General features: G+C 34.9%; 19 protein-coding genes. 6 read left to right on the top strand and 13 right to left on the bottom strand.

Features of this window, described 5'->3' with window-relative positions; genetic code table 11:
* Window positions 1–76: 76 nt before the first annotated feature.
* The 4 genes from Q0Q96_RS00875 to Q0Q96_RS00860 all read right to left on the bottom strand — a co-directional run bounded on the left by Q0Q96_RS00875 (window position 77) and on the right by Q0Q96_RS00860 (window position 6,603).
* On the bottom strand, window positions 77–2,896 hold the full coding sequence (locus tag Q0Q96_RS00875) for a GH92 family glycosyl hydrolase (protein ID WP_293870354.1): 2,820 nt from the start codon (window positions 2,894–2,896) through the stop codon (window positions 77–79).
* Window positions 2,897–3,070: 174 nt separating this feature from the next.
* Window positions 3,071–3,832, bottom strand: coding sequence for a succinate dehydrogenase/fumarate reductase iron-sulfur subunit (locus Q0Q96_RS00870; protein ID WP_293870351.1), 762 nt, complete (start codon window positions 3,830–3,832; stop codon window positions 3,071–3,073).
* 82 nt (window positions 3,833–3,914) lie between these two features.
* Complete coding sequence (locus Q0Q96_RS00865) at window positions 3,915–5,924, bottom strand: fumarate reductase/succinate dehydrogenase flavoprotein subunit (RefSeq protein WP_293870349.1); 2,010 nt, start codon at window positions 5,922–5,924, stop codon at window positions 3,915–3,917.
* Between the two features lie 13 nt (window positions 5,925–5,937).
* A complete protein-coding gene (locus tag Q0Q96_RS00860) occupies window positions 5,938–6,603 on the bottom strand; it encodes a succinate dehydrogenase cytochrome b subunit (RefSeq protein WP_293870346.1) in 666 nt (221 codons plus the stop codon).
* Between the two features lie 293 nt (window positions 6,604–6,896).
* Between Q0Q96_RS00860 and Q0Q96_RS00855 the strand changes: the two genes are divergently transcribed.
* On the top strand, window positions 6,897–7,085 hold the full coding sequence (locus tag Q0Q96_RS00855) for a hypothetical protein (protein ID WP_293870343.1): 189 nt from the start codon (window positions 6,897–6,899) through the stop codon (window positions 7,083–7,085).
* Here Q0Q96_RS00855 and Q0Q96_RS00850 read toward each other — a convergent pair.
* Window positions 7,082–7,261, bottom strand: a complete 180-nt coding sequence (locus tag Q0Q96_RS00850; protein WP_293870340.1) for a hypothetical protein — start codon at window positions 7,259–7,261, stop codon at window positions 7,082–7,084. The genes Q0Q96_RS00855 and Q0Q96_RS00850 overlap by 4 nt on opposite strands.
* 36 nt (window positions 7,262–7,297) lie before the next feature.
* Window positions 7,298–7,663 (bottom strand): hypothetical protein, encoded by a 366-nt coding sequence (locus Q0Q96_RS00845; RefSeq protein WP_293870337.1) that lies wholly within the window; start codon window positions 7,661–7,663, stop codon window positions 7,298–7,300.
* A 125-nt stretch (window positions 7,664–7,788) separates the two neighbouring features.
* Here Q0Q96_RS00845 and Q0Q96_RS00840 point away from each other — a divergent pair, with 125 nt between their 5' ends.
* A complete protein-coding gene (locus Q0Q96_RS00840; RefSeq protein ID WP_293870334.1) occupies window positions 7,789–9,081 on the top strand; it encodes an aminopeptidase P family protein in 1,293 nt (430 codons plus the stop codon).
* 127 nt (window positions 9,082–9,208) lie between these two features.
* The gene (locus tag Q0Q96_RS00835; RefSeq protein ID WP_293870331.1) at window positions 9,209–9,994 is read left to right on the top strand and encodes an alpha/beta hydrolase; all 786 of its coding nucleotides are present in this window, start codon (window positions 9,209–9,211) and stop codon (window positions 9,992–9,994) included.
* A 56-nt stretch (window positions 9,995–10,050) separates the two neighbouring features.
* Here the strand turns inward: Q0Q96_RS00835 and Q0Q96_RS00830 are convergent, their stop codons facing one another.
* The 5 genes from Q0Q96_RS00830 to Q0Q96_RS00810 all read right to left on the bottom strand — a co-directional run bounded on the left by Q0Q96_RS00830 (window position 10,051) and on the right by Q0Q96_RS00810 (window position 19,305).
* Window positions 10,051–12,810 (bottom strand): PD-(D/E)XK nuclease family protein, encoded by a 2,760-nt coding sequence (locus tag Q0Q96_RS00830; RefSeq protein ID WP_293870329.1) that lies wholly within the window; start codon window positions 12,808–12,810, stop codon window positions 10,051–10,053.
* 63 nt (window positions 12,811–12,873) lie between these two features.
* Entirely contained in the window at window positions 12,874–14,268 is a 1,395-nt protein-coding gene (locus Q0Q96_RS00825; protein WP_293870327.1) for an OmpA family protein, read from the bottom strand.
* A gap of 91 nt (window positions 14,269–14,359) precedes the next feature.
* Window positions 14,360–15,550 (bottom strand): glycine C-acetyltransferase, encoded by a 1,191-nt coding sequence (gene kbl, locus Q0Q96_RS00820; RefSeq protein WP_293870325.1) that lies wholly within the window; start codon window positions 15,548–15,550, stop codon window positions 14,360–14,362.
* Between the two features lie 49 nt (window positions 15,551–15,599).
* On the bottom strand, window positions 15,600–18,764 hold the full coding sequence (locus tag Q0Q96_RS00815; protein WP_293870323.1) for a UvrD-helicase domain-containing protein: 3,165 nt from the start codon (window positions 18,762–18,764) through the stop codon (window positions 15,600–15,602).
* A 19-nt stretch (window positions 18,765–18,783) separates the two neighbouring features.
* Window positions 18,784–19,305: a GNAT family N-acetyltransferase gene (locus tag Q0Q96_RS00810; protein WP_293870322.1), complete on the bottom strand. Its 522-nt coding sequence runs from the start codon at window positions 19,303–19,305 to the stop codon at window positions 18,784–18,786.
* A gap of 112 nt (window positions 19,306–19,417) precedes the next feature.
* Between Q0Q96_RS00810 and Q0Q96_RS00805 the strand changes: the two genes are divergently transcribed.
* The gene (locus tag Q0Q96_RS00805) at window positions 19,418–20,023 is read left to right on the top strand and encodes a superoxide dismutase (RefSeq protein WP_293870321.1); all 606 of its coding nucleotides are present in this window, start codon (window positions 19,418–19,420) and stop codon (window positions 20,021–20,023) included.
* Window positions 20,024–20,635: 612 nt separating this feature from the next.
* On the opposite strand, the gene Q0Q96_RS00800 is transcribed toward Q0Q96_RS00805, so the two are convergent.
* Window positions 20,636–22,534 carry an amidophosphoribosyltransferase gene (locus Q0Q96_RS00800; RefSeq protein WP_293870624.1) on the bottom strand — a complete coding sequence of 633 codons (1,899 nt, stop codon included), beginning with the start codon at window positions 22,532–22,534 and terminating at the stop codon, window positions 20,636–20,638.
* 67 nt (window positions 22,535–22,601) lie between these two features.
* On the bottom strand, window positions 22,602–23,528 hold the full coding sequence (locus tag Q0Q96_RS00795) for a PfkB family carbohydrate kinase (protein ID WP_293870319.1): 927 nt from the start codon (window positions 23,526–23,528) through the stop codon (window positions 22,602–22,604).
* Between the two features lie 219 nt (window positions 23,529–23,747).
* On the opposite strand from Q0Q96_RS00795, the gene Q0Q96_RS00790 reads away from it, so the two are divergent.
* Together Q0Q96_RS00790 and Q0Q96_RS00785 are read left to right on the top strand one after the other, a co-directional pair.
* The gene (locus Q0Q96_RS00790) at window positions 23,748–24,470 is read left to right on the top strand and encodes a hypothetical protein (RefSeq protein WP_293870317.1); all 723 of its coding nucleotides are present in this window, start codon (window positions 23,748–23,750) and stop codon (window positions 24,468–24,470) included.
* On the top strand, window positions 24,467–25,036 hold a 570-nt coding region (locus Q0Q96_RS00785), incomplete at its 3' end, for an MBL fold metallo-hydrolase (protein WP_293870315.1). The genes Q0Q96_RS00790 and Q0Q96_RS00785, both read left to right, overlap by 4 nt.

Genomic DNA, 25,036 nt, shown 5'->3' with positions numbered 1-25,036 from the left:
ATTTTTAGGTATCAGGCATAAGGCAATAGCCATTGGTGATTATGCATTTAAATTTTTTCTTTTGGCTAGTGGCTAATTATTTTATAGTTATCTCATCAATAAATATAAAAGCATCGTCGCCATAACCCTGATGCCATTCGGGTAATTTCCCATAATTGTATGCTTTGACTTTTACATACTTTGTTTTTATTTCTTTATCTAAACTGAAATTTTTGATTCGATTTTCGGTTTCTTTTGCATCAATAGTATTGTTAATTGTCCCTACTAATGTATAGGTACTGTTATCAGTCGAAACATAGTATTCAACTTTGGTTGGCATCAAAATCCACGACCGTGAATCCTGTAGAAATGTTGCTCCAATAGAATGAATCGGGATTTCGTTTTGCAAATCAATTACCGCTTCAAAGTCTTGTCCTTGATATCCCTGCCAATCGCCTTTGCGCCAATTTTCTGTCCCAAAAATCCCATCCAATAAACCATCTGGTCCACCAGCATGATATTGCGAATTGTAGGTTGATTTGATGTCGATGGTATAATTGTTTGGTTTTTTGAAGAAGGTTGCAGAAACTCTTTTGCTTTCCTGATTATTATGTTCAGAAGTGGCCATTATAGTAGTGGTGCCTGCAATTTCAATAGGTCCGCTGTATTCGTCCCAATTTGGATTTCCGCCCAGTGATTCGCCATAAAAAATGTAATTTATTTTTTCATTTTGATTTTGGGATTTTATTTCAACAGTAATTTTATCCTTAAACGACTTGCTTTTAGCTTCAATTATAGGCACTGGAACTATAGGTGTATAAATATAGGCATTACTGTTCCTAATTGCTTTTTTATAAAATCCTCCAATATTTTTCATTTCTTCAGCAGTAGTATTTTGACTAATTTTCTCAATGTTTTCTCCATCAAGATTGAATTTAATACTTTCAAAATTGGGTTTCACGGAATCCCATTTAGGTGTTCCAGGAGTAACTGCATAAATTCCCATCGAACTCAACACATACCATGCGCTCATCTGTCCGCAGTCTTCATTTCCAATTAAACCGTCGGGAGCATTTTTGTAGAAATTGTTTAAAATGAAATGTACTTTTTCAGTCGTTTTTTCAGGTTTTCCAACATAATTATACAAATACGCTATATGGTGACTTGGTTCATTTCCGTGTGCGTATTGACCTATTAATCCGGTGACATCTGCCTGTTCACGACCTGTAGTTTTGCTTTCACTGTTGAACATTTCGTCGAGTTTAGCTTCAAATTTTTCGTTTCCGCCATACGCTTCAATCATTCCTGGAATATCTTGCGGCACGAAGAACGAATACTGCCACGAATTGCCTTCGGTGAAATTGTTGTTGATTTCTTTTGGGTCAAAAGGTTTGTCCCAGCCGCCGTTTTTCTTTGGTCGCATAAAGCCAGTATTCCAATCGAAGACGTTTTTCCAGCTTTGGGAACGTTTCATGAAATAACTGTAATCTTCTTTTTTATTTAAAATCTCTGCCATTTGTGCAATACACCAATCATCATAGGCATATTCCAAGGTTTTGGAAACGCTTTCGTGTTCATCATCCATTGAAATAAAACCTTGTTTTTTGTATGCATCCAAACCCAAATGATCCAACATAGCAGAGTGTTTCGCTGCTTCAAATGCTTTTTCGTAATCAAATCCTTTTATGCCTTTTGCCATCGCGTCTGCCATAACGGAAACGGAGTGATAACCAATCATGCAATCGGTTTCATTGGAAGCTAATTCCCAAACAGGTAATCTTCTGCCTTGCTCATATTGCATTAAAAACGTATTGATAAAATCGGAAGTGCGTTTCTTTTCAATCAATGTATACAAAGGGTGCGCTGCACGAAACGTATCCCAAAGTGAGAATACCGAATAATAATCAAAACCTTCCGCTTTATGGATTTGATTGTCACGTCCTCTGTACTTTCCGTCGATATCCTGAGCAATATTTGGCTGCACCATTGTGTGGTATAAAGCCGTGTAGAAAATGATTTGTTTGTCTTTATTAGTTTCCGTGATTTCAATTTTGGTCAATTGTTTATCCCAAAGTTTTACGGCATTTAGCTTTATTTTATTGAAGTCCCAACCTTTGATTTCAGACATATTTAGTTTTGCTCCATCATAGCTTGTTGGAGAAAGAGCAACTTTTACTAAAATCTTTTCTCCTTTTTTAACTTGTCTTGAAAAGCTTAGTGCTAATTGGGTTCCGGCAAAAAAGGTGTCTGTTGTTTTGGCGGGAGCAAATCCGTTATTTCTAACGTTGTTGATTTTCATCGGAACATTAAATTCTATTCGGGCATATACATATTGGTCTTTCGCCCATGCTTCGCTTCTCCTGAAAATTTCGATAGTTTTGTTATTGATCCATCGGACTTCACCTTCTAACAATTTATCCCTGTGATTTAAATCGAGGATAATATTGGCTTGACCATTTTTATTGAAAGTATATTCATGGAATCCAACTCGGGTTGAAGCCGTTAATTGAACATCAATATTGTACTTTTCAAGTTTTACCGAATAATATCCGGCAGTGGCTTTTTCATTTGAATGAGAAAATGTGGAACAGTATTCTTTCGTGTTTAAATTCGATTTACCCATCGTTGGCATGAGCATGACATCTCCAAAATCTGAACAACCCGTTCCGTTTAAGTGTGTATGTGAAAATCCGTAAATGACATTGTCGGAATAATGATAACCCGAGCAGCCGTCCCAGCTTCCATCTATTCGAGTATCTGGCGAAAGCTGTACCATTCCGAAAGGAACTGTGGCGCCAGGATATGTATGACCATGACCACCAGTTCCAATCATTGGATTGACGTAATGATGGTATTCTTTTTGACCAAATATGGAAAGTGTAATTAGAAAAAGTAAAGCTGAAAGTTGCAGTTTCATTGCGATTGTTGTTATTGTATCAAATATACAATTTTTATGCAGATTCTGCGTGAGCGATTGGAGCAAGTACCGTGTACTGCGGAAAGCGCGACCCTCCTTTTCGAGGGTCACGCCCAAAAAAAGAAAAAGCATCCAAATTAATGAACGCGTTTTCTAATGACTTTTGGCTAATGCCTATTTCAAACTTGCAGCTAAATATTCTCTGTTCATTCGGGCGATGTTTTCTAACGAAATTCCTTTTGGACATTCTACTTCGCAAGCTCCGGTATTGGTACAATTTCCAAATCCTTCCTCGTCCATTTGTCGCACCATGTTTAAGACGCGTGCCGTGGCTTCAACTTTCCCTTGTGGTAATAATGCGTATTGCGATACTTTGGCGCCCACAAATAGCATGGCAGAACCATTTTTACAAGAAGCAACACATGCTCCACAACCAATACAGGCTGCTGCCATAAATGCTTTGTCGGCATCGTCTTTTGGAATTGGCGTTGCATTAGCATCTATCGTTCTTCCGGAGGTGTTTACAGAGACAAAACCTCCAGCTTGCTGAATTCTGTCGAAAGAACTTCTGTCTACAACTAAATCTTTTACTACGGGGAATGCTTTACTTCTCCATGGTTCGATAAAAATAGTATCGCCATCTTTGAACATACGCATGTGCAATTGGCACGTTGTAGTTCCTGTTTCTGGACCATGCGCCCTGCCGTTGATGAATAACGAACACATGCCGCAAATTCCCTCACGGCAATCGTGATCAAAAGCAACGGGTGCTTTTTTTTCGTTGATTAACTGCTCGTTCAATTGGTCTAACATTTCCAAAAACGAACTGGCAGTAGAAACATTATCTAGTTTATACGTTTCTAGGCCTCCTTTGGATTTAGCATCTTTTTGACGCCAAATTTTAAGGTTTAAATTGATGTTTTTTGCTGAAGACATACTGTATGTTTTTTGAGTGATTTGTATAAAGTAATTAGTGATTAGCAGTTTTGACTATTCACTAATTGCTATTCACTAGTTACTATTTATAATTTCTAGCGGCTATTTTGATAAACTCGTATTTCAATTCTTCCTTGTTTAGGATTTCTTTACTAATGTCGTAACCCATATATTCCCATGCGCTTACAAACGAAAAATTAACGTCATCACGTTGTGTTTCGCCTTCACTATCTTGATACTCCTCACGGAAATGACCACCACAGGATTCATTTCTTTGCAATGCATCCATCGCCATTAATTGTCCTAAATCGATGAAATCCGCCACGCGAAGCGCTTTTTCTAATTCTGGATTTAATTCGGATGATGTACCCGGAACATACACATCTTTGTAAAATTCTTCTTTTAAGTCGGCAATTTCAACAATAGCTTCTTTTAATCCTTTTTCATTTCTTCCCATTCCGACTTTATTCCACATGATCAAACCAAGTCGTTTATGAAAATGGTCAACCGATTTAGCACCGTTGTTGTTCAAAAAATTATCTATCGTTGTTTTAACATTTTTTTCTGCTTCTGTAAATTCAGGGGATTCAGTAGAAATTTTACCAGTTCTGATTTCATCTGCTAAATAATTGGAAATCGTATAGGGCAACACAAAATAACCGTCGGCTAAACCCTGCATCAATGCCGAAGCACCAAGTCTGTTGGCTCCATGATCAGAAAAATTAGCTTCGCCTGCCACAAAACACCCAGGAATTGTTGATTGCAAATTATAATCAACCCAAACACCACCCATCGTATAATGTACGGCAGGATATATTTTCATAGGCGTTTCATAAGGGTTTTCGTTGGTGATTTTTTCATACATGGCAAATAGGTTTCCATACTTTTCTTCCAACCATTGTTTTCCTAATGCAGTGATTTCTTCTGCGGTTGGATTGTGATTTCCTTTGGCATACGCTGTTTGTTTTCCTTTAGTTTGAATTTCGGTCGAGAAATCTAAATAAACGCCTTCATTGGTATCGTTGGCTTCAATCCCAAAACCTTGGTCACACAATTCTTTTGCGGCTCTTGACGAAATGTCACGAGGAGCTAAATTTCCATAAGATGGATATTTCCTTTCTAAATAATAATCTCTATCTTCTTCGGCAAGTTGTGATGGTTTTAGCTTTCCTTCCCGAATTGCTGCAGCATCTTCTTTCTTTTTGGGTACCCAAATTCTACCAGAATTTCGCAAAGATTCTGACATCAAAGTTAATTTTGCTTGATTGGTTCCGTGAACAGGAATGCATGTGGGATGAATTTGAACAAAACAAGGATTGGCAAATAATGCTCCTTGTTTATGAATTTTCCAGCTAGCAGTTACGTTACTTCCCATAGCATTTGTCGAAAGAAAATATACGTTTCCGTAACCGCCCGAAGCAATAACTACGGCATGTGCCGAGTGTCTTTCTAATTCTCCTGTAACTAAATTTCGGGCAATAATTCCTCTTGCTTTGCCGTCAACTTTAACTAAATCCAACATTTCATGGCGGCTAAACATTTGCACGCGACCTAATCCTATTTGTCTAGATAAAGCTGAATACGCACCCAATAATAATTGCTGTCCTGTTTGACCTGCGGCATAAAAAGTACGTTGTACTTGAGTCCCACCAAAGGAACGGTTGTCTAAAAGACCCCCATAATCACGAGCAAAAGGAACGCCTTGCGCCACACATTGGTCAATAATATTAGAAGAAACTTCAGCCAATCGATGAACGTTCGCTTCGCGTGCTCTATAATCGCCGCCTTTTATGGTGTCATAAAACAAACGGTACGTACTATCGCCATCATTTTGGTAATTTTTAGCAGCATTAATTCCACCTTGTGCTGCTATAGAATGTGCTCTTCTTGGCGAATCCTGAAAGCAAAATGCTTTTACGTTATAACCCATTTCGCCTAATGAAGCTGCGGCAGAAGCTCCAGCTAAACCGGTACCTACAACGATAATATCAATTTTTGGTCTATTATTTGGCGCAACTAATTTTAAATGATCTTTATAATCTGTCCATTTGTCCGAAATTGGACCTTCAGGTATTTTTGAATCTAGTGTCATTTATAACTTGAAATTAATGATTAAAATGATGAAACAGTGCAATAAAAATAAATCCGAATGGGACAATTATTGCAAATGCATATCCTAATTTATGAAGTGCTCTCGAAAATTTATTATTAAATCCAACCGATTGCATCGAAGAGTTGAAACCGTGCCATAAGTGAAAAAACAATAACAAAAAAGCCAAGCAATACAAACCAGTTCGTATTGGGCTTTCGAATTTATGAACCAATTCTGGATAATACCGTGAGGCGTCTAAAGGGTTTACTTCAACATATTTATACACCATTTCTGGAATCCAAAAATCATAAAAATGCAACCCAAGAAAAGCTAAAACTACAGCCCCCGAAACGAGCATATTTCTAGAAGCCCAAGATGAATTGGCAGCGCCATCATTTTTTGCATAACTAATTGGTCTTGAGCTTCTATTTTTAAAATCTAAAATAAAGCCCATTACAAAATGAAATACAACGCCAAAAATTAAAATGGGTTGCATTACAAATTGTATTAAAGGATTATTTCCCATAAAATGGGAAGCGCTATTAAAAATATTTGGGCTAAATACCGAAGTTAAATTGATGCTAAAATGAAGTGTTAAAAAAGATATTAAAAAAAGTCCCGAAAGTGCCATGGCAACTTTTTTTGCAATCGACGAACTCAACATAGAAGGATTTGCCATAAGAATGAATAATTTATTAAAAAATCACACAAAAATACAGCTATTTGCGAACAACTACAACCTTTTCGTTATAATTTATAATCAATTTAAAATGAGTTCAGCAGTTAATTATTTTCAATTGGATAATCAACAAAATTTAGACAAATTTACACCACAAAAATTACTTCACGTAACTTGGAATCATATCACGTAATCCCATATCAACCACATTTTCTCCCGCAGATGGTTCAAATTTTCAATCAGGAGTAACTTTGTGCCACTCAAAACTTTTGTTAATTGATAATGAAAGTGTAATGGTTACATCATTAATTTCGGTTCCGTCTAAAACTAAATTAGATGCAACCTTTCCAGTAACTTCACAAGAACCCGCTGGGATTGGTGAACTAGCACTCAACGGATTTGGAACTGTAGTTGCGCTAGGCGATGCTTGCCCCGAATCGGAAAAGTTAAATCCATTTAATCCAAAAGCCCAAAAACCTTAAGCTTTGTTGGCATTAATTACAAAGGGATAACTGCCAATATTAAAAGTGCTGATATAAGTATTAAACCCAACAAAACTTGCCAAATTACCAGTATAATCAATTCCGTTACTGCGAACTGCAATTTGATAATTTTGATAGGACAGCGAAACGCGCATCCATTGATAGCTTCCTGGCAATATGTACTTTCATAGAATTTTTAAAAAAGTTTCTTCCTAGGTAACAATTTTAGACTGTTTAAAATCTATAGCTTTTGTATCTCCAATGGTTGTTTCGGGAGCATGATATAAAATAGTTCCTGCATCAAGTGCTGTCGTGGCGCTTTGAGAAATTTCAACATAATGTGAAGAAATAGTATTAAAAATGGGTGATTGTGCTCCGTTACCGACGGCTACCATTGAAGGTTCTCCTAAATTATTTATCCTTGCTTGATTAGGGTCAAATTTAATAATTAACATGGGCTCGGCTACTGGAACTGTATCGTCTCGTTCAGAACTACAAGCAATAAACTGTAGGGTAATTGCCAAAAACAATGCCGTAAAATATACTTTTTCATAGTAATTAGAGTAAGATATAGACAAAAACGTAACGAAATAAATCGATTTATGTTACTGTATAACGTTAAAAATCAATTTTTAGTACATTTGAAAAGTATAAACGTGTAAACTAATAATCTTAATAATTCGAAAATCTAACAAATTATAAAATGAAATACCTTCCTATAGACCGCCAATTATTCCAAAAAAACAGATCGAAATTTACAGCGCAGATGAAACCAAACAGTGTTGCTGTGTTCAATTCTAATGATATATATCCAGTATCTGCAGATAGTACCTTGCCGTTTGCGCAGCATCGTGACATCTTGTATTTATCTGGCGTAGACCAGGAAGAAAGCATTTTGTTACTTTTCCCTGATGCTCCTTACGACCATTTAAAAGAAATTCTTTTTCTGAAAGAAACTAACGAACATATCGCTATTTGGGAAGGCGAAAAACTAACAAAAGAGAGGGCTTTTGAAGTAACAGGTATCAAATCTGTAATTTGGCTTCAAGATTTTTATAAAACTTTAAAAGAAGTTATGGCTTACGCCGAAACGATATACATAAATACTAATGAGCATTACCGCGCTTCTATTGAAACTGAAACCCGAGAGGCCCGATTTGTAAAATGGTGGAAAGAAAATTATCCCGCACACAAAGTAGAGAAGGCAAACCCAATCTTACAAAGACTTCGTTCGATAAAAGAAAACGAAGAACTTAATCTAATTCAAACAGCTTGCGACATTACCGAGAAAGGTTTTCGCAGAGTGCTACAATTTGTGAAACCAAATATGATGGAATATGAAATAGAAGCCGAGTTTGCACACGAATTTATTAGAAACCGCTCCAAAGGCTTTGCATACACTCCTATTATTGCATCGGGAAATAATGCCAACGTGCTACATTATATCGAAAATAATCAACAATGCAAAAGTGGCGATTTGATACTGCTAGATGTTGGTGCTGAATATGCTAATTATTCGAGCGATATGACGCGTATGGTTCCTGTTTCTGGGCGCTTTACCGATAGGCAAAAAGTGGTGTACAACGCTGTTTTACGCGTAAAAAATGAAGCTACAAAAATGCTTGTTCCTGGAACATTATGGAAACAATACCACGTTGAGGTTGGCAAAATAATGACCTCAGAATTGTTAGGTTTAGGATTGTTAGATAAAACCGATGTGCAAAATGAAAATCCCGATTGGCCAGCTTATAAAAAATATTTCATGCACGGAACTTCACATCATCTGGGGCTGGACACTCACGATTACGGATTACTACACGAACCCATGCAAGCCAATATGGTTTTTACCGTTGAGCCAGGAATTTACATTCCGGCAGAGGGTTTTGGGATACGTTTAGAAGACGATGTGGTAATTCAGCCTAAAGCAGAACCTTTTAATTTAATGAGAAACATTCCTATCGAAGTAGCCGAAATTGAGCATTTGATGAATTCTTGATTAGATAAAAGAAGTAAGGGAAAGAAAAAAGAGAATAGAATATAGAAAATAGACGGCTCACGAAAGTGGGTCGTTTTATTTAAAAAAAATATCTTCATTCAAAGTTAAATACTATTTTTGAATATAAATGACACAGCAACTTATTTATAAAAACACCATTATTTCTTATACTGATGAAGGTAAAGGAACGGCGGTGGTTTTGCTGCATGGTTTTTTGGAAAATCAAACCATGTGGAAAGCCTTTGTTCCCGAAATTTCCAAAAAACACCGTGCGATTACCATCGATTTACTAGGTCATGGCGAAACCGAATGTTTGGGATATGTTCATGTGATGGAAGATCAAGCCGATATTATTCATGCTGTTTTAGCGCATCTGCGCGTGCGAAGAGCTGTTTTTATTGGCCATTCTATGGGCGGTTATGTGGTATTGGCTTTCGCCGAAATGTATCCAGAGTATGTAAAAGGAATGGTGCTAATAAACTCCACCTCACGAGCCGACAGCGAGGAACGAAAAAGTAACCGTGACCGAGCGATTATAGCAGTAAAACAAAACTATACTAACTTTGTTCGGATGGCAATTGCAAATTTATTTAATGAAAATAACAGAGAGCTACTGGCAAAGGATATCGAAAAAGTAAAACTTCAAGCTCTTAAAACACCGCTTCAAGGTATTATTGCCGCGCTCGAAGGTATGAAAATCAGAAAAGATAGAGAAGTATTGTTGCATTTTGCACCCTATCCTATACTAGTAGTTTTGGGCAAAAAAGATAGTGTTTTGCTTTATGAAGAAACCATCGACCAAATTGAAGGCACTAAAGTAGCGCTCACAACATTTCCTGAGGGTCACATGTCACACATTGAAAACGAAAAGGAATTGAAGAATGTATTGATTGATTTTTTGAAAGAGGTTTAAACACAGATTTCACAAATTAACACAAAACCATCTGTGACTATCTGTAAAATAGTGTTCTAATTTATTTTTTCCTCAAAAGGAATGTTTGTATTAAAAATATTTTGCAATAAAATTACCATCTGCTCCAAATAATTGCTCATTATTTCTGGGGTAATAACTTCGGTAACTTCTTTGTTTTGTGTAAAGTTGAACGGCAAAAATCCTGACTTTAAATTCTTAAACGAAATGATTCCAGCCTCAATTTCTCTATCTTTTGCGTGTTCTTGATACATAAAAGCATACGCCAAAACCTGAATTATTTTATCGTTTTTGTTGTCTTCGGTCAAACCAATCCAACTTTTTAAGGATATGTTATTCTTATCTACTTTACCGGTTTTATAATCAATGATTCTTATGCGTCCGTTGCGAAGTTCTATTCTATCTACATTTCCTGCAATTTTTATGGGCATCGGCAAATTAGGATGTTCAAAAATACGTTCCAATTTATGTTCTAAAGCAATAATCTGAATGAAGTCTCCCTTTTCTAAAGATTCTAGTTCAAGTTTTAGAAAATTCAACACATTTCGTTTGGCTACTTCAAATGCCAATAAGTTTCTCCCTTTTTTTATTTCTCCTTCTTTATATACTTTTTTAAATTGGTTTAAAACTTCGGTATCAAGTATTGTAAAACAACTTTTGATGTCAACAGCGGTTAAAAGTCTTCCGATAAATGGTTTGTACAATTCTTCCAAAGCCCCATGTATTATAGTTCCTAATGTGTTCGCTGCAATGTTTTCCTCCACCTCATCAGTTTCTGAAATTCGTAGCACACGTTGAAAGTAAAACTTTATTGGGTTTCTAATATAAGTTGTTAATGAAGAAGGTGAAAATCCGTTAGAGGCAATTTCTCTTAATCTAATTAACACATTTTCTGTTTTGGGAATTACAATAGGTTGGTGTGCTATGCTGGGTACAATTGGATTATAATACTGAAAAGTTAATGCGTGTTTAAGTTGTTTTTCTACTTCTAGCTGTGTGATAAACCTACTTTTTTCGCCCGCATCAAAACCTTCACTGTCTGAATTATAAATTAAATAGATAGTTTTTGCACGCTGCAATAAATGATAAAAATGATACGTATAAATAGCGTCTTTTTCTTTAAATGTAGGCAACCCATATTCTTTTTTTACATCATAAGGAATAAAAGAATTCGTTGCTTTTCCAGCTGGAAACTTGCCTTCATTAACCGATGTGATGATTAGAGTTTCAAAATCAAGAACGCGACTTTCTAAAACACCCATTATTTGCAATCCGTTCAAAGGTTCGCCTTCAAACGAAACTTCAGCAACCTCAATTACTTGTTTATAAATGGCTTGAAGAGTTTTAACATCGTCAATATTATGATGTTCCGAGAAATAGGAAATCATCTTATTAATGACTTTAAATATCGAATACACAAAGGCTTTAGTTATTTTTTCTTCCTCATTTTCATAACTCAAATTGTTTTTGATTTTAATAAGAATTTGAGATATATTTTGTAGAATTTCAACCGAACTTTTATCCCATTTTTGAAACAATAATTGAAACAATTCACTACCTTCTGACTGAAGTTCTTCTAGTTTTTTGTGAGGAATAAAAGTAAAATTATTTTTATTGATTCTGTTCACAAGCCCATTTGCATTCACATAAGGCTCAATCAACGGATGCGTCAAAACATCTAAAACATCTTTGTAATACATCACATAGCTTGATGGATTTCGGGCCAAAGCGTTAGTATGTAATTTGAACAGTTTGGCAATCAGCAATTGCGCTGGGTTATTTTTACTCGAAAAGCCCATCGTAATATTTAATCCTTCCACTGTGTTGGGCAACGAATGTATAATGGGTAACAATAAATTTTCTTCGCCCAAAACTAACGCCACATTTTGCAAACTAGGGTTGTTTTGTTCGACATGTTTTTCAATAATATTACCAGCAATTTTTGCTTGTCCAATTGATTTTGAAGTAGCAATTACATGAATGTTTTTTTCTAAAGCAAAATCGTTGACAATCCATTGATACGGATGTGTTTTATAATAAATCCAATCTGATTTGTATTTTCTTTGAAATAAACCAGCATCGTGAAAAGAATCTTGCAGTAAGGTTTCGTCGATGTCCCAATATATTTTGGCTACATCCACGGATAAAAGTTGTTGAATAATTTTTTCTTCTGCTTTATTGAGTGCATTGAAACCTGCAAAAACAAATTGATGTGTATTACTTTCTAAAAAATGGTTAAGGTTTCTAACTGCTTCGCGATAAATCAAACCTTGGTAACCAATTCCTTTGTTAAGTAAATATTGGTATAAAGAATGGTAGTAATTGGGTAGTTTTTTCCAAAATAGCAGATGCTTTTCTATTAATTCAGTTTTTTTATTACTATCGACCGACCAATGCTCAAGTTCTTTTATATTTTCAAGATATTTCAAGATTTTATCAGGTTCTAATAAGTAACGATCTATTTCATTAAAATCTTGAAGTAGGGTTTTTGCCCAATTAGCAAAATTTTCAAATGAATCTTGTTTGTCTTTATCAGATACAGAAAGATACACTTCGTAAAACTCAAACAATAGTTCTACACTATCTATAGAACGAATTCCCGCAACAGATTGGATAAAGTCTTCAATGCTTATTATTTCGGGTGCAAAAATATTGCTAGATACTACAGTTTTTAATGCATCAAGCAAAAAAACTTTAGCTCTTTTATTTGGCAAAACAATGACCAGTTCTGACAGATTATCAGCATGATTTTTCAGAATTTCTTCTGCTAATTGATAAAGAAAAGTTGGTTTTGTCATTGCATAAAAATAAAAAAACGCCCCAATAAATTAGGACGTTTTTTTTTAAATATTTTGAAGAAATTATTTTATTAATTTTACTTCTACTCTTCTGTTGTTAGCTTTACCAGCTTTGGTTTTATTAGTATCTATTGGTTTAGATTCACCAAAACCTACAGAAACTAATCTTGAAGCAGCAATACCATTTTCAATAAAATAGTTTTTAACGGCTCCTGCTCTATCTTCTGATAATTTTTGGTTAGCAGCGTCTTTACCATCACTATCTGTATGACCTTCTAACGAGAAGTTTGATGATGGATATTCTTTCAAGATAGCTGTCATAGCCTGTAAAACAGGATAAGTTTGCTGTTGGAAAGTTGATTTTGCTGTGTCAAACAATATAGTTTTTGCATAATCATTCAATTTTTTAACAACCTCATCAGATACTTCTGGACAACCGTTATTAGCTACTGTTCCTTTTACATCTGGACATTTATCATCTTTGTCAAGAACACCATCGCCATCTCTATCTGGCCAAGGACATCCTGCATTTTCTTTTGGTCCTTTAACATCTGGACATTTGTCTGCTTTGTCTGTTATACCATCACCGTCGGTATCTGGACAACCTGCTAAAGATTTTAAACCAGCAACATCTGGACACGCATCATCTTTATCTGCAACACCATCGCCATCAGTATCTGGGCAACCTTGAAATTCAACTAAACCTGCAACGTCTGGGCAAAGATCATCTTTATCAAGTACACCATCGCCATCTGTATCTGGACAACCATTTGTTGCTTTTGGACCAGCATTGTCTGGGCAAGCGTCATCTTTATCATAAATCCCGTCACCATCTCTGTCAGAACCGCCAAATTTGAATGTAAGACCTGCAAAATGCTGCATGTGTGATGGCATGTCTGCACGAACGTCCTCAAAAGATTGTTTGTAAGTAGAACGAACAGATAAACCTACTGTTTCTGTAAACCAATACGTTAATCCTAAACCTCCGTTTAATGTTCCTGCGTGTAAATCATCCCCAATCCAAGTATAACCTCCACCGATATGTATAGAAGGATCAATTGTTTTGGATTTGATTAAGCTCATTAAGCTGTAATTAATAACAGCATCAGCAGCATAATAGTTTTTATCACCTGGATTTACAACAGTATATGGACCTTGACCAACTCTTGGCAATACATACCTCGAAATTTTGTTAATCGATCCTGTAACTCCGAAAGAAAAATTACTTCCTACGTATTTAGATACGTTTAAATAAGAAACAGATGGAAGGATGTTCCAATTGTCTTTTGCATTAAAATACTGTGATAATTGATCTTCTAATTTAGAAGCAGCGCTTATTCTTGTATCTACTGCGTTTGCCCCAAACGAAATCGCCCAAGGGTTGTTGCTGTCTTGGGCTTGAGAGCTGAATCCAGCTAACATTACCAAAGCAACGAATAATTTGTTAAGATGTTTCATACTAAATTTGATTAGATTATAAATGGTTATAATGGGCAAAAGTAATACCTATTACTATAATATCAAAATGTTATTGTTAAAATATAGTTAATTAGATGACATTAAGTGCTTTTGCAACTTCAGTAAAGGCTAAAATTGCCTTATCAAGGTGCTCTTTTGTGTGTGCTGCTGACAATTGCACCCTTATTCTGGCTTTTTCTTTAGGGACTACAGGAAAAAAGAATCCGATGACATAAATTCCTTTTTTCAATAACTCATCTGCCATTATTTGTGATAATTTGGCATCATATAGCATTACGGGAACGATTGCTGAGTCTCCATCTATAATGTTTAAACCCGCTTTTTTTATACCATTTTTAAAGTAATTGGTATTCCATTCTAACTTATCACGAAGTGTGGTGTCTTTTTCTAATAATTCGAAAACTTTTATAGATGCTCCCACAATGGCTGGAGCCAATGAGTTTGAAAACAAATAAGGTCGCGAGCGTTGACGCAAAATTTCAATCACTTCTTTTTTTGCAGTCGTGTAACCGCCCATGGCTCCGCCAAGCGCTTTTCCTAACGTTCCTGTGATGATGTCTACTCTTCCCATTACCCCTTTGGCTTCTAAAGTTCCTTTTCCTGTGGCGCCTATAAATCCTGCAGCATGACATTCGTCTACCATTACTAATGCTTCATATTTATCGGCCAAATCACAAATTTTATCTAATGGTGCCACCAATCCGTCCATTGAGAAAACACCATCGGTAACAATAAGTTTAAATCGATGTTTGGCTTCAACGGCTTTTTTTAATTGAGTTTCCAAATCTTCCATGTTGGAATTTTCATAGCGATACCGCGCTGCTTTACATAGTCGAATGCCGTCTATAATTGAGGCATGGTTCAAACTATCGGAAATAATACAATCTTCTTCCCCTAGCAATGGTTCGAAAACTCCTCCATTAGCATCAAAAGCGGCAGCATATAATATGGTGTCTTCGGTGCCGTAGAAATCGGCTATCTTTTTTTCCAACGTTTTGTGAATATCTTGTGTTCCACAGATGAAACGCACAGATGACATTCCGAAACCATGAGAATCTAGGGCATCTTTTGCTGCCTGAACCACTTCGGGATGGGATGATAATCCCAAATAATTATTGGCACAAAAATTTAAAACCTTTTCGCCGTTCACTATGATTTCTGCGTCTTGCGGTGAAGTGATGACCCGCTCTTTCTTGAAAATCCCGTTTTGTTCGATGGTATCTAATTCGTTTTGTAAGTGTGCTTGAATTTTTCCGTACATGATTTTATTTGTAATTTAATTGGTTTATTTTTAGTTTAAAATTGAGATTTTACAAATTTACCACTTTGATAGTCCCCCCAATGTAAACCAACACTTTTTTAGTCACCTTAAAGCCCATTTTTTCTATAGCATTTTGATAGTTTTCTATTTGCTGTGTATGTTTTGATAGGTGTGAACCTGTTTTATAATCTAATAAATAAACCTCATTATTGTTGGTAAGCACCATTCTGTCAGGTTTAACAATAGTCCCTGCTTTTTGAATTATGGTTTTTTCGTTTAAAATTTTATGTTCCGTCGAGAAAAATGATTCCAACGCATCATGATGAATAATTTCTTGGATCGTTTTTTTTACTTCTTCCTTTTGACTGGTTATAATCAATCCGTTTTCTATTGCTTTTATGAGTGCCAAATCTATATCATCTTTGGTTTTGATGAAGGATAAAATTTCATGGATAATGTTGCCATACTCAATTGCTTTTTGCTGTTTGGTATTCCACATTAAGCTTTCTCGTTGCGCAATTTTGATTTTATTAGGATTTAATACTGTCACTAGCTGCGGAATAGTTTCGGTTTCGTCAATTATTTCTTTGGTTTCCGATAATTTTTCGGGCGTGCCAAACCTATACTCCAATTTAGCTTCATTAAAATTTCCTTCGGCTTCAAGAAACTTAATGAAAAACGACGCCATATTGTTTGGGTATTGTTTTTCTTTATTTTGTGTTTGCATTGCTGAAATAATGTACAATTGTTCTTTGGCACGAGTTAAAGCAACATACAATACATTGATGTCGTCGAGCAATTCCTCCTGTTTTTTTTGATTGTAAACCAATGTAGCGTCTGTGCCATAATTTGAAACATTACTGTTTTTATCGACCAAAACTTTGGGTAAACCAAATTGTTCTTCATCGGCGTCAAGCCAAATTTTTTCTCTAGGTTCACGGCTATAATTTTCATCAGCAAAAGGGAAAATCACGACTTGAAACTCTAATCCTTTTGATTTGTGAATGGTCATAATCCGAACGGCATCATTACCTTCCGGCGATGGAATGCTTAATTTTTCTGAATTGTTATCCCAATAATAGAGAAAATCAGCAATTCCTGCTTGCTTTTTCAAATCGTGTTCGAGCACCAAATCCAAAAAAAACTGTACGTAAGCATTTCGTTTTTTTACTGGAATAATCTTTGAAATAATAATTTCTGTAGCTTCATACAAAGACTTTCGTCGTATGTTGTCAAAAGAAAAATCGATGTCATAGTGCGTTAACCAAATTTGAAAATCTACTTCATTACTGTGCTTCATTCCCGCTGCAATAAAATCGTGAATTGCAAGTTTATCTTGTTGTAAAGCTATGTAATACAAGTAATTTGCTTTCGATTGGAGGTCATTATTTTTTTTTAGATAGCTTAAAATAGCAATAATGCATTGTACTTCTGACGAGGCACCCAGCAACAAGCTTTCTGAAGATAAAATTGGGATTTCGTTTTGCGTTAAATAATTGGCAACTTTTATTCCCTGTGCTTTTTTTCGGGTTAAGATTACAATGTCTGTGTTCTTAAATCCGATTTGCTTTATTTTTTGAATAGTTTTTAAGGTTGTTTCAAGAAAAAATTCCTCTTTGGTCAGATTTTCTTCGTTTGAAGTTTCGGTGGCAAACTCTATTTTACCCCCTTTTGCAATAAAAGAGATGTTGACATAACCTCCTTTTTGATTGTTTTCTAGTTGATGACTGTGATTTTTGTACAAATCTTTATAATCTTCATTCAAAAATTCTGTAGATAAAAAGCCAAATAACGCATTATTAAATGCAATTATTTCAGAATAACTTCTCCAATTAGTATCTAACGAAAACAGTTTTTTATCCGGATTATTAAACGGATTTTTGTCTTTGCTCAAGGCAATAAATTGTTCTGCTTTGCCGCCGCGCCAACCGTAAATAGACTGTTTGGGATCGCCAACAATCATAAGCGAACCTTGTTCACCTAACAAATCTTCGCTTGAAAGTGAATTGTCAATCAACGGAATCAGATTCTGCCATTGCATTTCTGATGTGTCCTGAAATTCGTCAATAAAGAAATGTTTGTATTTTTCACCCAATCGCTCGTAAATAAATGGCGCAGGCTGATTTTGAATTTGGTCGAATATCAATTTATTAAACTCTGAAATAGACAAAATTCCTTGTTCTTTCTGAATTTTAATCAATTCGTTGCTGACAGTATTAAGCAAAGAAAGGGGCGTGATATTTTTTAAAAAAGCCTCATAAAAATTTATTTTTTGATGAATTTTATAAACAGATTCTAAAATAATTAATAATTCAGGAATCAGCTTTTCAATACTTTCTTTATCAAACGAGGTCTTGTTTATTTTAATATCTTCAAAAACATGATAAGTCTTATTTTTTGGATTGAATTTTCCATTTGCGAAGTTTCTCAAGTGATTAGGAAAATGTCCAGCCGAAAATGATTTTTCATCAATGCCTTTATCCTGAATGAGTTTCAAAGCGTTATTTGCTAAACCACAACTTTCGGGCTTCAAATCCTCACAAAGTTTTTTTAGTTTGTCTTTGATTTGTATAAAGTCTTGTATTTTTTTGTTTTGAAAATGGGTTATTTCTTCACGATTGTTTTCGTTTAAAATCATTCTTCCTGTTTCCATAATATCAAGCGAAACATCCCACGATTTGTCATCGTCTGTTTTCTCCATTGTAAAATCTACCAACAACTTGGTGAGTTGTTCATCGTTTCCAGCTTCAGCAATGATGGCATCTACGGCTTCGGTCAATAAGTTTTCGGTGTCGAGCGAAACTTCAAAAGTAATGGGCAAATTCAAGTCATGTGCAAAAGCACGTATCACTTTGTAAGTGAATTTATCAATGGTGGAAATGTCAAAAGCGGCATAATTGTGAATCAAATTCTTAATAATACTTTTGGCTTTCTCACCAATAGTGTTCAAACTTAATCCGGTTTCTATTTGAATATCAAGCATTAACTGCATTGCTTTTTCGCTGGGACTACTCTTCGAAAATTCAGACAAACTTTCCACAACACGACTTTTCATCTCATGCACCGCTTTGTTTGTAAACGTAATAGCTAGAATATTGCGATACGCATCGGGCTTTTTTGATAAAAAAATAATTTTTAAATATTCTTTTACTAATGTATAGGTTTTCCCCGAACCTGCCGAAGCGTCATAGATGGAGAAAGCTGGTTTTTGCATATTATTTTCCGTAGATTTTTTAATTTTTATTAATCAAGTAAACAAAATTTAACTTAATTTCTTCCCCATAATATTCAACCTCAAATTCATCAATTTTAACGGCACCTATTTTTTCGATAGCTTTTTGTGAACGAATATTATAGGCTCCAATATGAAAATACACTTTATCCACAAACTGAAAAGCATAATCTAACATAAGTTTTTTCAGTACTTTGTTGTATTCTTTGCCCCAAAATTTTTCCCCAATAAAAGTGTATCCTATTAAAACAGAATTGTCAGTTTCAATGTAATCATAAAAACGACTGGAACCAAGCACTTCATTGGTATTTGAATCCAAAATTAAAAAAGCACCTTTTGAGTCGATAGCACCTTTAAAATAGGTTGTAAAATTTTCAAGTTTATATCGATTAGGATTGGGATGCTGTTCCCAAATTTTGGAATCTGAAGCAACTTCAAACAGTTTGTCAAAATGAGTCTTAAGAAGAGGTATTAATTGTATTTTTTCATTTTTTAAATCGTTTGGCTGAAGATTAAAATTCATTTTGGTTGAAGATTTATTTTTTTAATGGAATTATATAAAAATAGTATTTCATTATACAAAGTTAAATGTATAAATTTGAATTTAATTTTCAGTAACTAAAACAAAAAATAATATGGCTTTCGACTTACCAGCTTTACCTTATGCATACGATGCATTAGAACCCAATATTGATGCTAGAACTATGGAAATTCATCATACAAAGCATCACAATGCCTACACTACCAATTTGAATGCGGCTGTGGCAGGAACTGATTTAGAAGGATTGTCAATAGAAAATATTTTGATAAATCTAGATATGAAAAGTGCAGCCGTTAGAAATAATGGTGGCGGATTTTATAATCACAATTTATTTTGGAGAGTGATGTCGCCAACAGGCGGTGGCAAACCATCGGGAGAACTTGCCGATGCTATTGATGCAGCTTTTGGAAACTTTGACGAATTTAAAGCGCGTTTTGCTAAAGCTGGTGTCACGCAATTTGGTTCAGGTTGGGCATGGTTATGTTTAAAAGATGGTAAGCTAGAAGTTTGTGGAACGCCAAATCAGGACAATCCCTTAATGCCCGGAGTGGGCTGCGGTGGAACGCCTATTTTAGGAATGGATGTTTGGGAACATGCGTACTATTTAAATTATCAAAATCGTCGTCCAGACTATATCGAGGCTTTTTTTAATGTGATTAACTGGACGGAAGTAGCGAGGCTTTACGCTGTTGAAAAATAAAAGAAATAGTATATTATGTAAAACCGATTGTGAAAGCAGTCGGTTTTTTTTGTTTCTTAAAGGTATAAAAATAAACAGGCGGAATCTCTTCCACCTGTTTGCCCCAAATCTACCATAAACTTAACCTACTAAATACTATGGTACGCCAAAATTAATCACAACTTGTTAAAAAACAAGTTTTTTTGTTAAAAATATATTGGGATGATACTCAAATGAGAGTGAAATGTCAAATTTTTGATGATATTAAGATTTTAAAAAATAAAAAGGGTGAAAATTTCTTCTCACCCTTTTTGCCCCAAATCTACCATAAACTTAACCTACTAATGCTATGGTGAAACAAATATAGTAGGTGATAGAATGTTAAAAAAAATAATATAGATGAACTACATCAAAAGTCGTTAAAGTTGAGAAAGTGCTGTTTTGAGAAGTTTTTGAAACAAGAAGAAAATAAAAAAGGTGAAAATTTCTTTTCACCCTTTTTGCCCCAAATCTACCATAAACTTAACCTACTAATGCTATGGTGATACAAATATAAAAGGACTGGTATTGAGCAAACAAATAATTTAGATGAACTACTTTAAAAGTCGTTTAAATTCAACAAATGTTAATTTTTTAGTAAGCCCGAGCATTTTTACCTTCATAAAAATTCATAAAAGCTTTGTTGGCGACACGATTTCCACCTGCAGTTGGATAGTCTCCGGTAAAATACCAATCTCCTAAATTTTTTGAACAGGCAAGATGTAAATTGTCTACCGTTTGGAAGATGATTTTTACATCAGCATTAATATCTTCAGACGTCAATAATTGCGCAATTTTATCTGAAATCTCCTGATCTGTAAATGGTTTGTAGATTTCTGTTACATAATTAATTACATCACTATCTTTATAATTAGCCTGTGCTTTGCATTTGTCATAAACATCATCCACAATGTGGTATAAATCGCGCTCTTTTAACAGGGCTAAAGTTGCCTGAAAAGCTACTAATCCCTCGAGTTTTGCCATGTCGATACCATAACAATCAGGAAATCGAATTTGTGGTGCTGATGAAACAACAACAATACGTTTTGGATGTAATCTGTCCATCATTTTGATGATTGACATTTTCAAAGTTGTTCCTCGAACGATACTGTCATCAATAATTACCAAATTATCTGTGGGTTTAATTACACCATACGTTACATCATAAACGTGAGCTACCAAATCATCACGACTACTGTCTTCAGTAATAAACGTTCTTAATTTAGCATCTTTAATAGCAATTTTTTCGGTTCTGATTTTAACCGAAAGGATTTCTTCGAGTTTTTCTTTGGTCAGCGTTTTTCGATTATCTAAAATAAATTGATTTTTTCGTTGATTCAAAAAATCATTCGCAGCTTCTACCATTCCGTAAAAAGAAGTTTCTGCGGTGTTTGGAATATAAGAAAAAACAGAATTATCAGTATCATTATTAATAGCCTCCAAAACTGCAGGAAGAATTAATTTTCCTAATTGTTTTCGTTCTTGATAAATTTCGGCATCACTACCTCGGGAAAAATAAATCCGCTCAAACGAACAGGCTTTTTTAAGCGTCGGTGTAATAATTTCTTCTTGGGTAGTCAGTCCGTTTTTCTTGATAATTAAAGCATGACCTGGTTGCAGTTCCTTTACATCTTCAAAAGCCACGTTAAATACCGTCTGAATTACGGGTCTTTCCGAGGCAACAGCAACAATTTCGTCATCCTCATAAAAATAAGTTGGGCGAATTCCTGCAGGATCACGTAAAACGAAAGCGTCACCATGTCCTAGTAATCCCGCCATAGCAAAACCGCCGTCCCAGCCCCGTGAAGCTTTTACCAATATTTTTGCTATGTCTAATTTTTCAGCTATAACCGTAGAAGCCTCTCTTTTTGACAAACCATTATTTTTACATTCTTGGTACAAATCTGTAACGGCAACATCAAGGAAATGTCCAATTTTTTCCATCACAGTAACGGTATCCGCCATTTCTTTTGGATGTTGCCCTAACTCTACCAAACTATTGAAAAGCTCTGTAACATTGGTCATATTGAAATTTCCAGCCAATATCAAATTACGGTGCATCCAATTGTTTTGACGCAAAAACGGATGAACACTTTCCAAACTATTTTTACCAAAAGTTCCGTAACGAACGTGTCCCAAAAACAATTCTCCAATATAGGGAATGTTTGCTTTCTGTAAATTAACATCATCCTGATATTCGGGATGCAATGTAAGTTCTTCGTTAATTCTCTCATTAATTTGGGCAAAAACATCCTGAATTGCCTGCGAATTGTTAGATCGAACTCTGCTAATGTATCTTTCTCCAGGTTCGACATCAAGTTTTATCGAGGCAAATCCGGCACCATCCTGACCGCGATTGTGTTGCTTTTCCATTAGCAGATACATTTTTTGTATGCCATAGAAAGCGGAACCGTATTTTTGTTTGTAGAATTCCAACGGTTTTTTTAATCGTAAAAGTGCTATTCCACATTCGTGTTTTATCGCGTCGCTCATTGTAGTTGTTGTGTTGTAATTAGTAGTTGTATAAAATAAAAATGCCCCGAAGATTCGAGGCATAAATTTATGATAATTCTATTTCAAATTGTGTTAAGGATTTGAATTGTTTTAGTCGCTCGTTAACTTCGTGTTTTGTCAAAGTCAGCATCCTTTCGGTTCCAAATTTCTCAACACAGAAGGAAGCTAAATTCGAGCCTTGTATAATTGCTGTTTTCATGGACTCAAAGGAAACATCACCCTGTTGTGTAATGAATCCTGCGAAACCACCAGCAAAAGTATCGCCTGCACCAGTTGGATCAAATACATCTGCCAAAGGCAAAGCCGGAGCAAAGAAGATTTCGTGGTCATGGAAAATCAACGCGCCGTGTTCTCCTTTTTTAATTACAACATATTTTGGTCCCATTGTATGGATTTTAGCTGCAGCCTTTACCAAAGAATATTCTCCAGATAACTGACGCGCTTCTTCATCATTAATTGTAATTACGTCAACACGTTTTATTACGTCTAATAATTCAGGTAAGGCACAATCCATCCAAAAATTCATTGTATCAAGGATAACCAACTTTGGTGTTGAAGTCATTTGGTTTAAAACTCCGGTTTGTACAAATGGGTGTAAGTTTCCTAACATCACAACATCAGCATTTTTGAAATTTTCAGGAACAACTGGATTGAAATCAGCCAACACATTTAATTCTGTAGCCAATGTATCTCTCGAGTTCATATCGTTATGGTAACGACCGCTCCAGAAGAAGGTTTTCCCACCTTTAACCACTTCAAGTCCAGAAATATCTATATTTCTTGAAGTCAATAAATCTAAATATTCCTGTGGAAAATCATCCCCAACAACTGAAACAATTGCTGATTGCAGGTTAAAATGCGAAGCCGAAAGCCCGATAAACGTTCCTGCTCCACCTAAAATTTTATCTGTTTTTCCGAAAGGTGTTTCGATAGCGTCAAAAGCAACCGTTCCTACTATTAAAAGTTTGTTCATTGAATTGTCATTGCGAGATTTTGAAGCAATCTCAAATTAAAGGCGCAAAGATAAGTTTTAAGTTTCATTGTTGCAAAGGTTGTGAGTTGCAAAGTTTTCATAAAAGTTTTGGGGGTTCTCATAGTCATGTTTTGTCGTCACGCGGGATTAATTTTGCCATCATGACACAAACAATTTTCTATATATTTGATGGGATTAATTTAAACATTATAAGAAATTATGGCATATTTTAAAAAAGACATTGAAGTTGAAATTAAAGACTCTTTAAAATCTATAGAGACACTTTACAAGAAAAATTTTATTAATTATGTAGGTAAAACAGCTGATACAAAAGAATATTATTCTGAAATTATTGCTTCTGAACTATTGAACAAGATTAATTTTTTTGATAATATAGTATCAATTAAACGAGAAAGCAAAGGCAAATCTTATTTGACAAAAAGTCATCACGATGGCACGTTTTCTATAAACGAAAAATCTAATAGGCACGAAGAAAAATATGCTAAAAAATTATTTGATGAGAAAAATAATTACAATTCATTTGGAAAAATAATTGATTTTCAAGTTCCTTTAAAAGATAAACAAAATGACAAAGCGGGTAAAATTGATTTGATGTCTCTTAATGAAAACACTTCAACATTATATCTTATAGAACTTAAGTTTGGAAATAATAGCGAAACTTTATTGAGAGCTATTTTGGAAGCGTATACTTATTATAAAATAATTAGTAAAGATAAATTGAAAAATGATTTCGGATTAAAAGAAATAAAAAACATAAAACCAGCAGTAATGGTAGTTTGTTCCGATTGTAAGTCATTTAAAGAACTTGAAGACATTAAAAACAGGCCTGAATTATTAAAATTGGCTAAAAAATTAAATATGACTTTCTTTAAAAGTAATGCTCAAGCCACTTTTGAAATTATTAGTCCCGAAAACCTATGAACCTGACCATCCACAGAGGCACTAACGAAATAGGCGGTTCTTGCATTGAAATCCAATCAGGCGATAGCAGAATATTGCTTGATTTTGGCATGCCTTTATTAAATACCAATGGAAAGGCTTTCAACTTTCGAGAATTTCAAAAATTATCTGTAACTGAACTGATAAATAAAAGTGTTCTGCCGAATGTTAAAGATGCCTATTCTGAAAATTCAAAAATAGATGGTTTGATAATTTCACATTCTCACGGTGACCATTATGGATTGATGCACTATTTGAATAAAGATATACCTATTTGGATTGGGGAAGCAACCCACGAAATTTTAAAATTGAATAACATCTTTCTGAATCAGGAAAACAAAATTGAAAACCCATATTATTTTGAACGATGGAAAAAATTTCAAATAGGCGATTTTACGATTACTCCGTATTGGAACGATCATTCAGCCTTTGATGCTTATTCTTTTTTGATAGAAGCAAATGGCAAAAAACTATTTTATTCAGGCGATTTCAGGTCGCACGGACGCAAAAAAGAAGTGTACAAACATTTTATTGAAAACCCTCCAAAA

The sequence above is a fragment of the Flavobacterium sp. genome (assembly GCF_025352015.1).
In the GTDB taxonomy this organism is placed as follows: Bacteria; Bacteroidota; Bacteroidia; order Flavobacteriales; family Flavobacteriaceae; genus Flavobacterium.
This window is presented reverse-complemented; position numbering and strand designations above follow the sequence as displayed.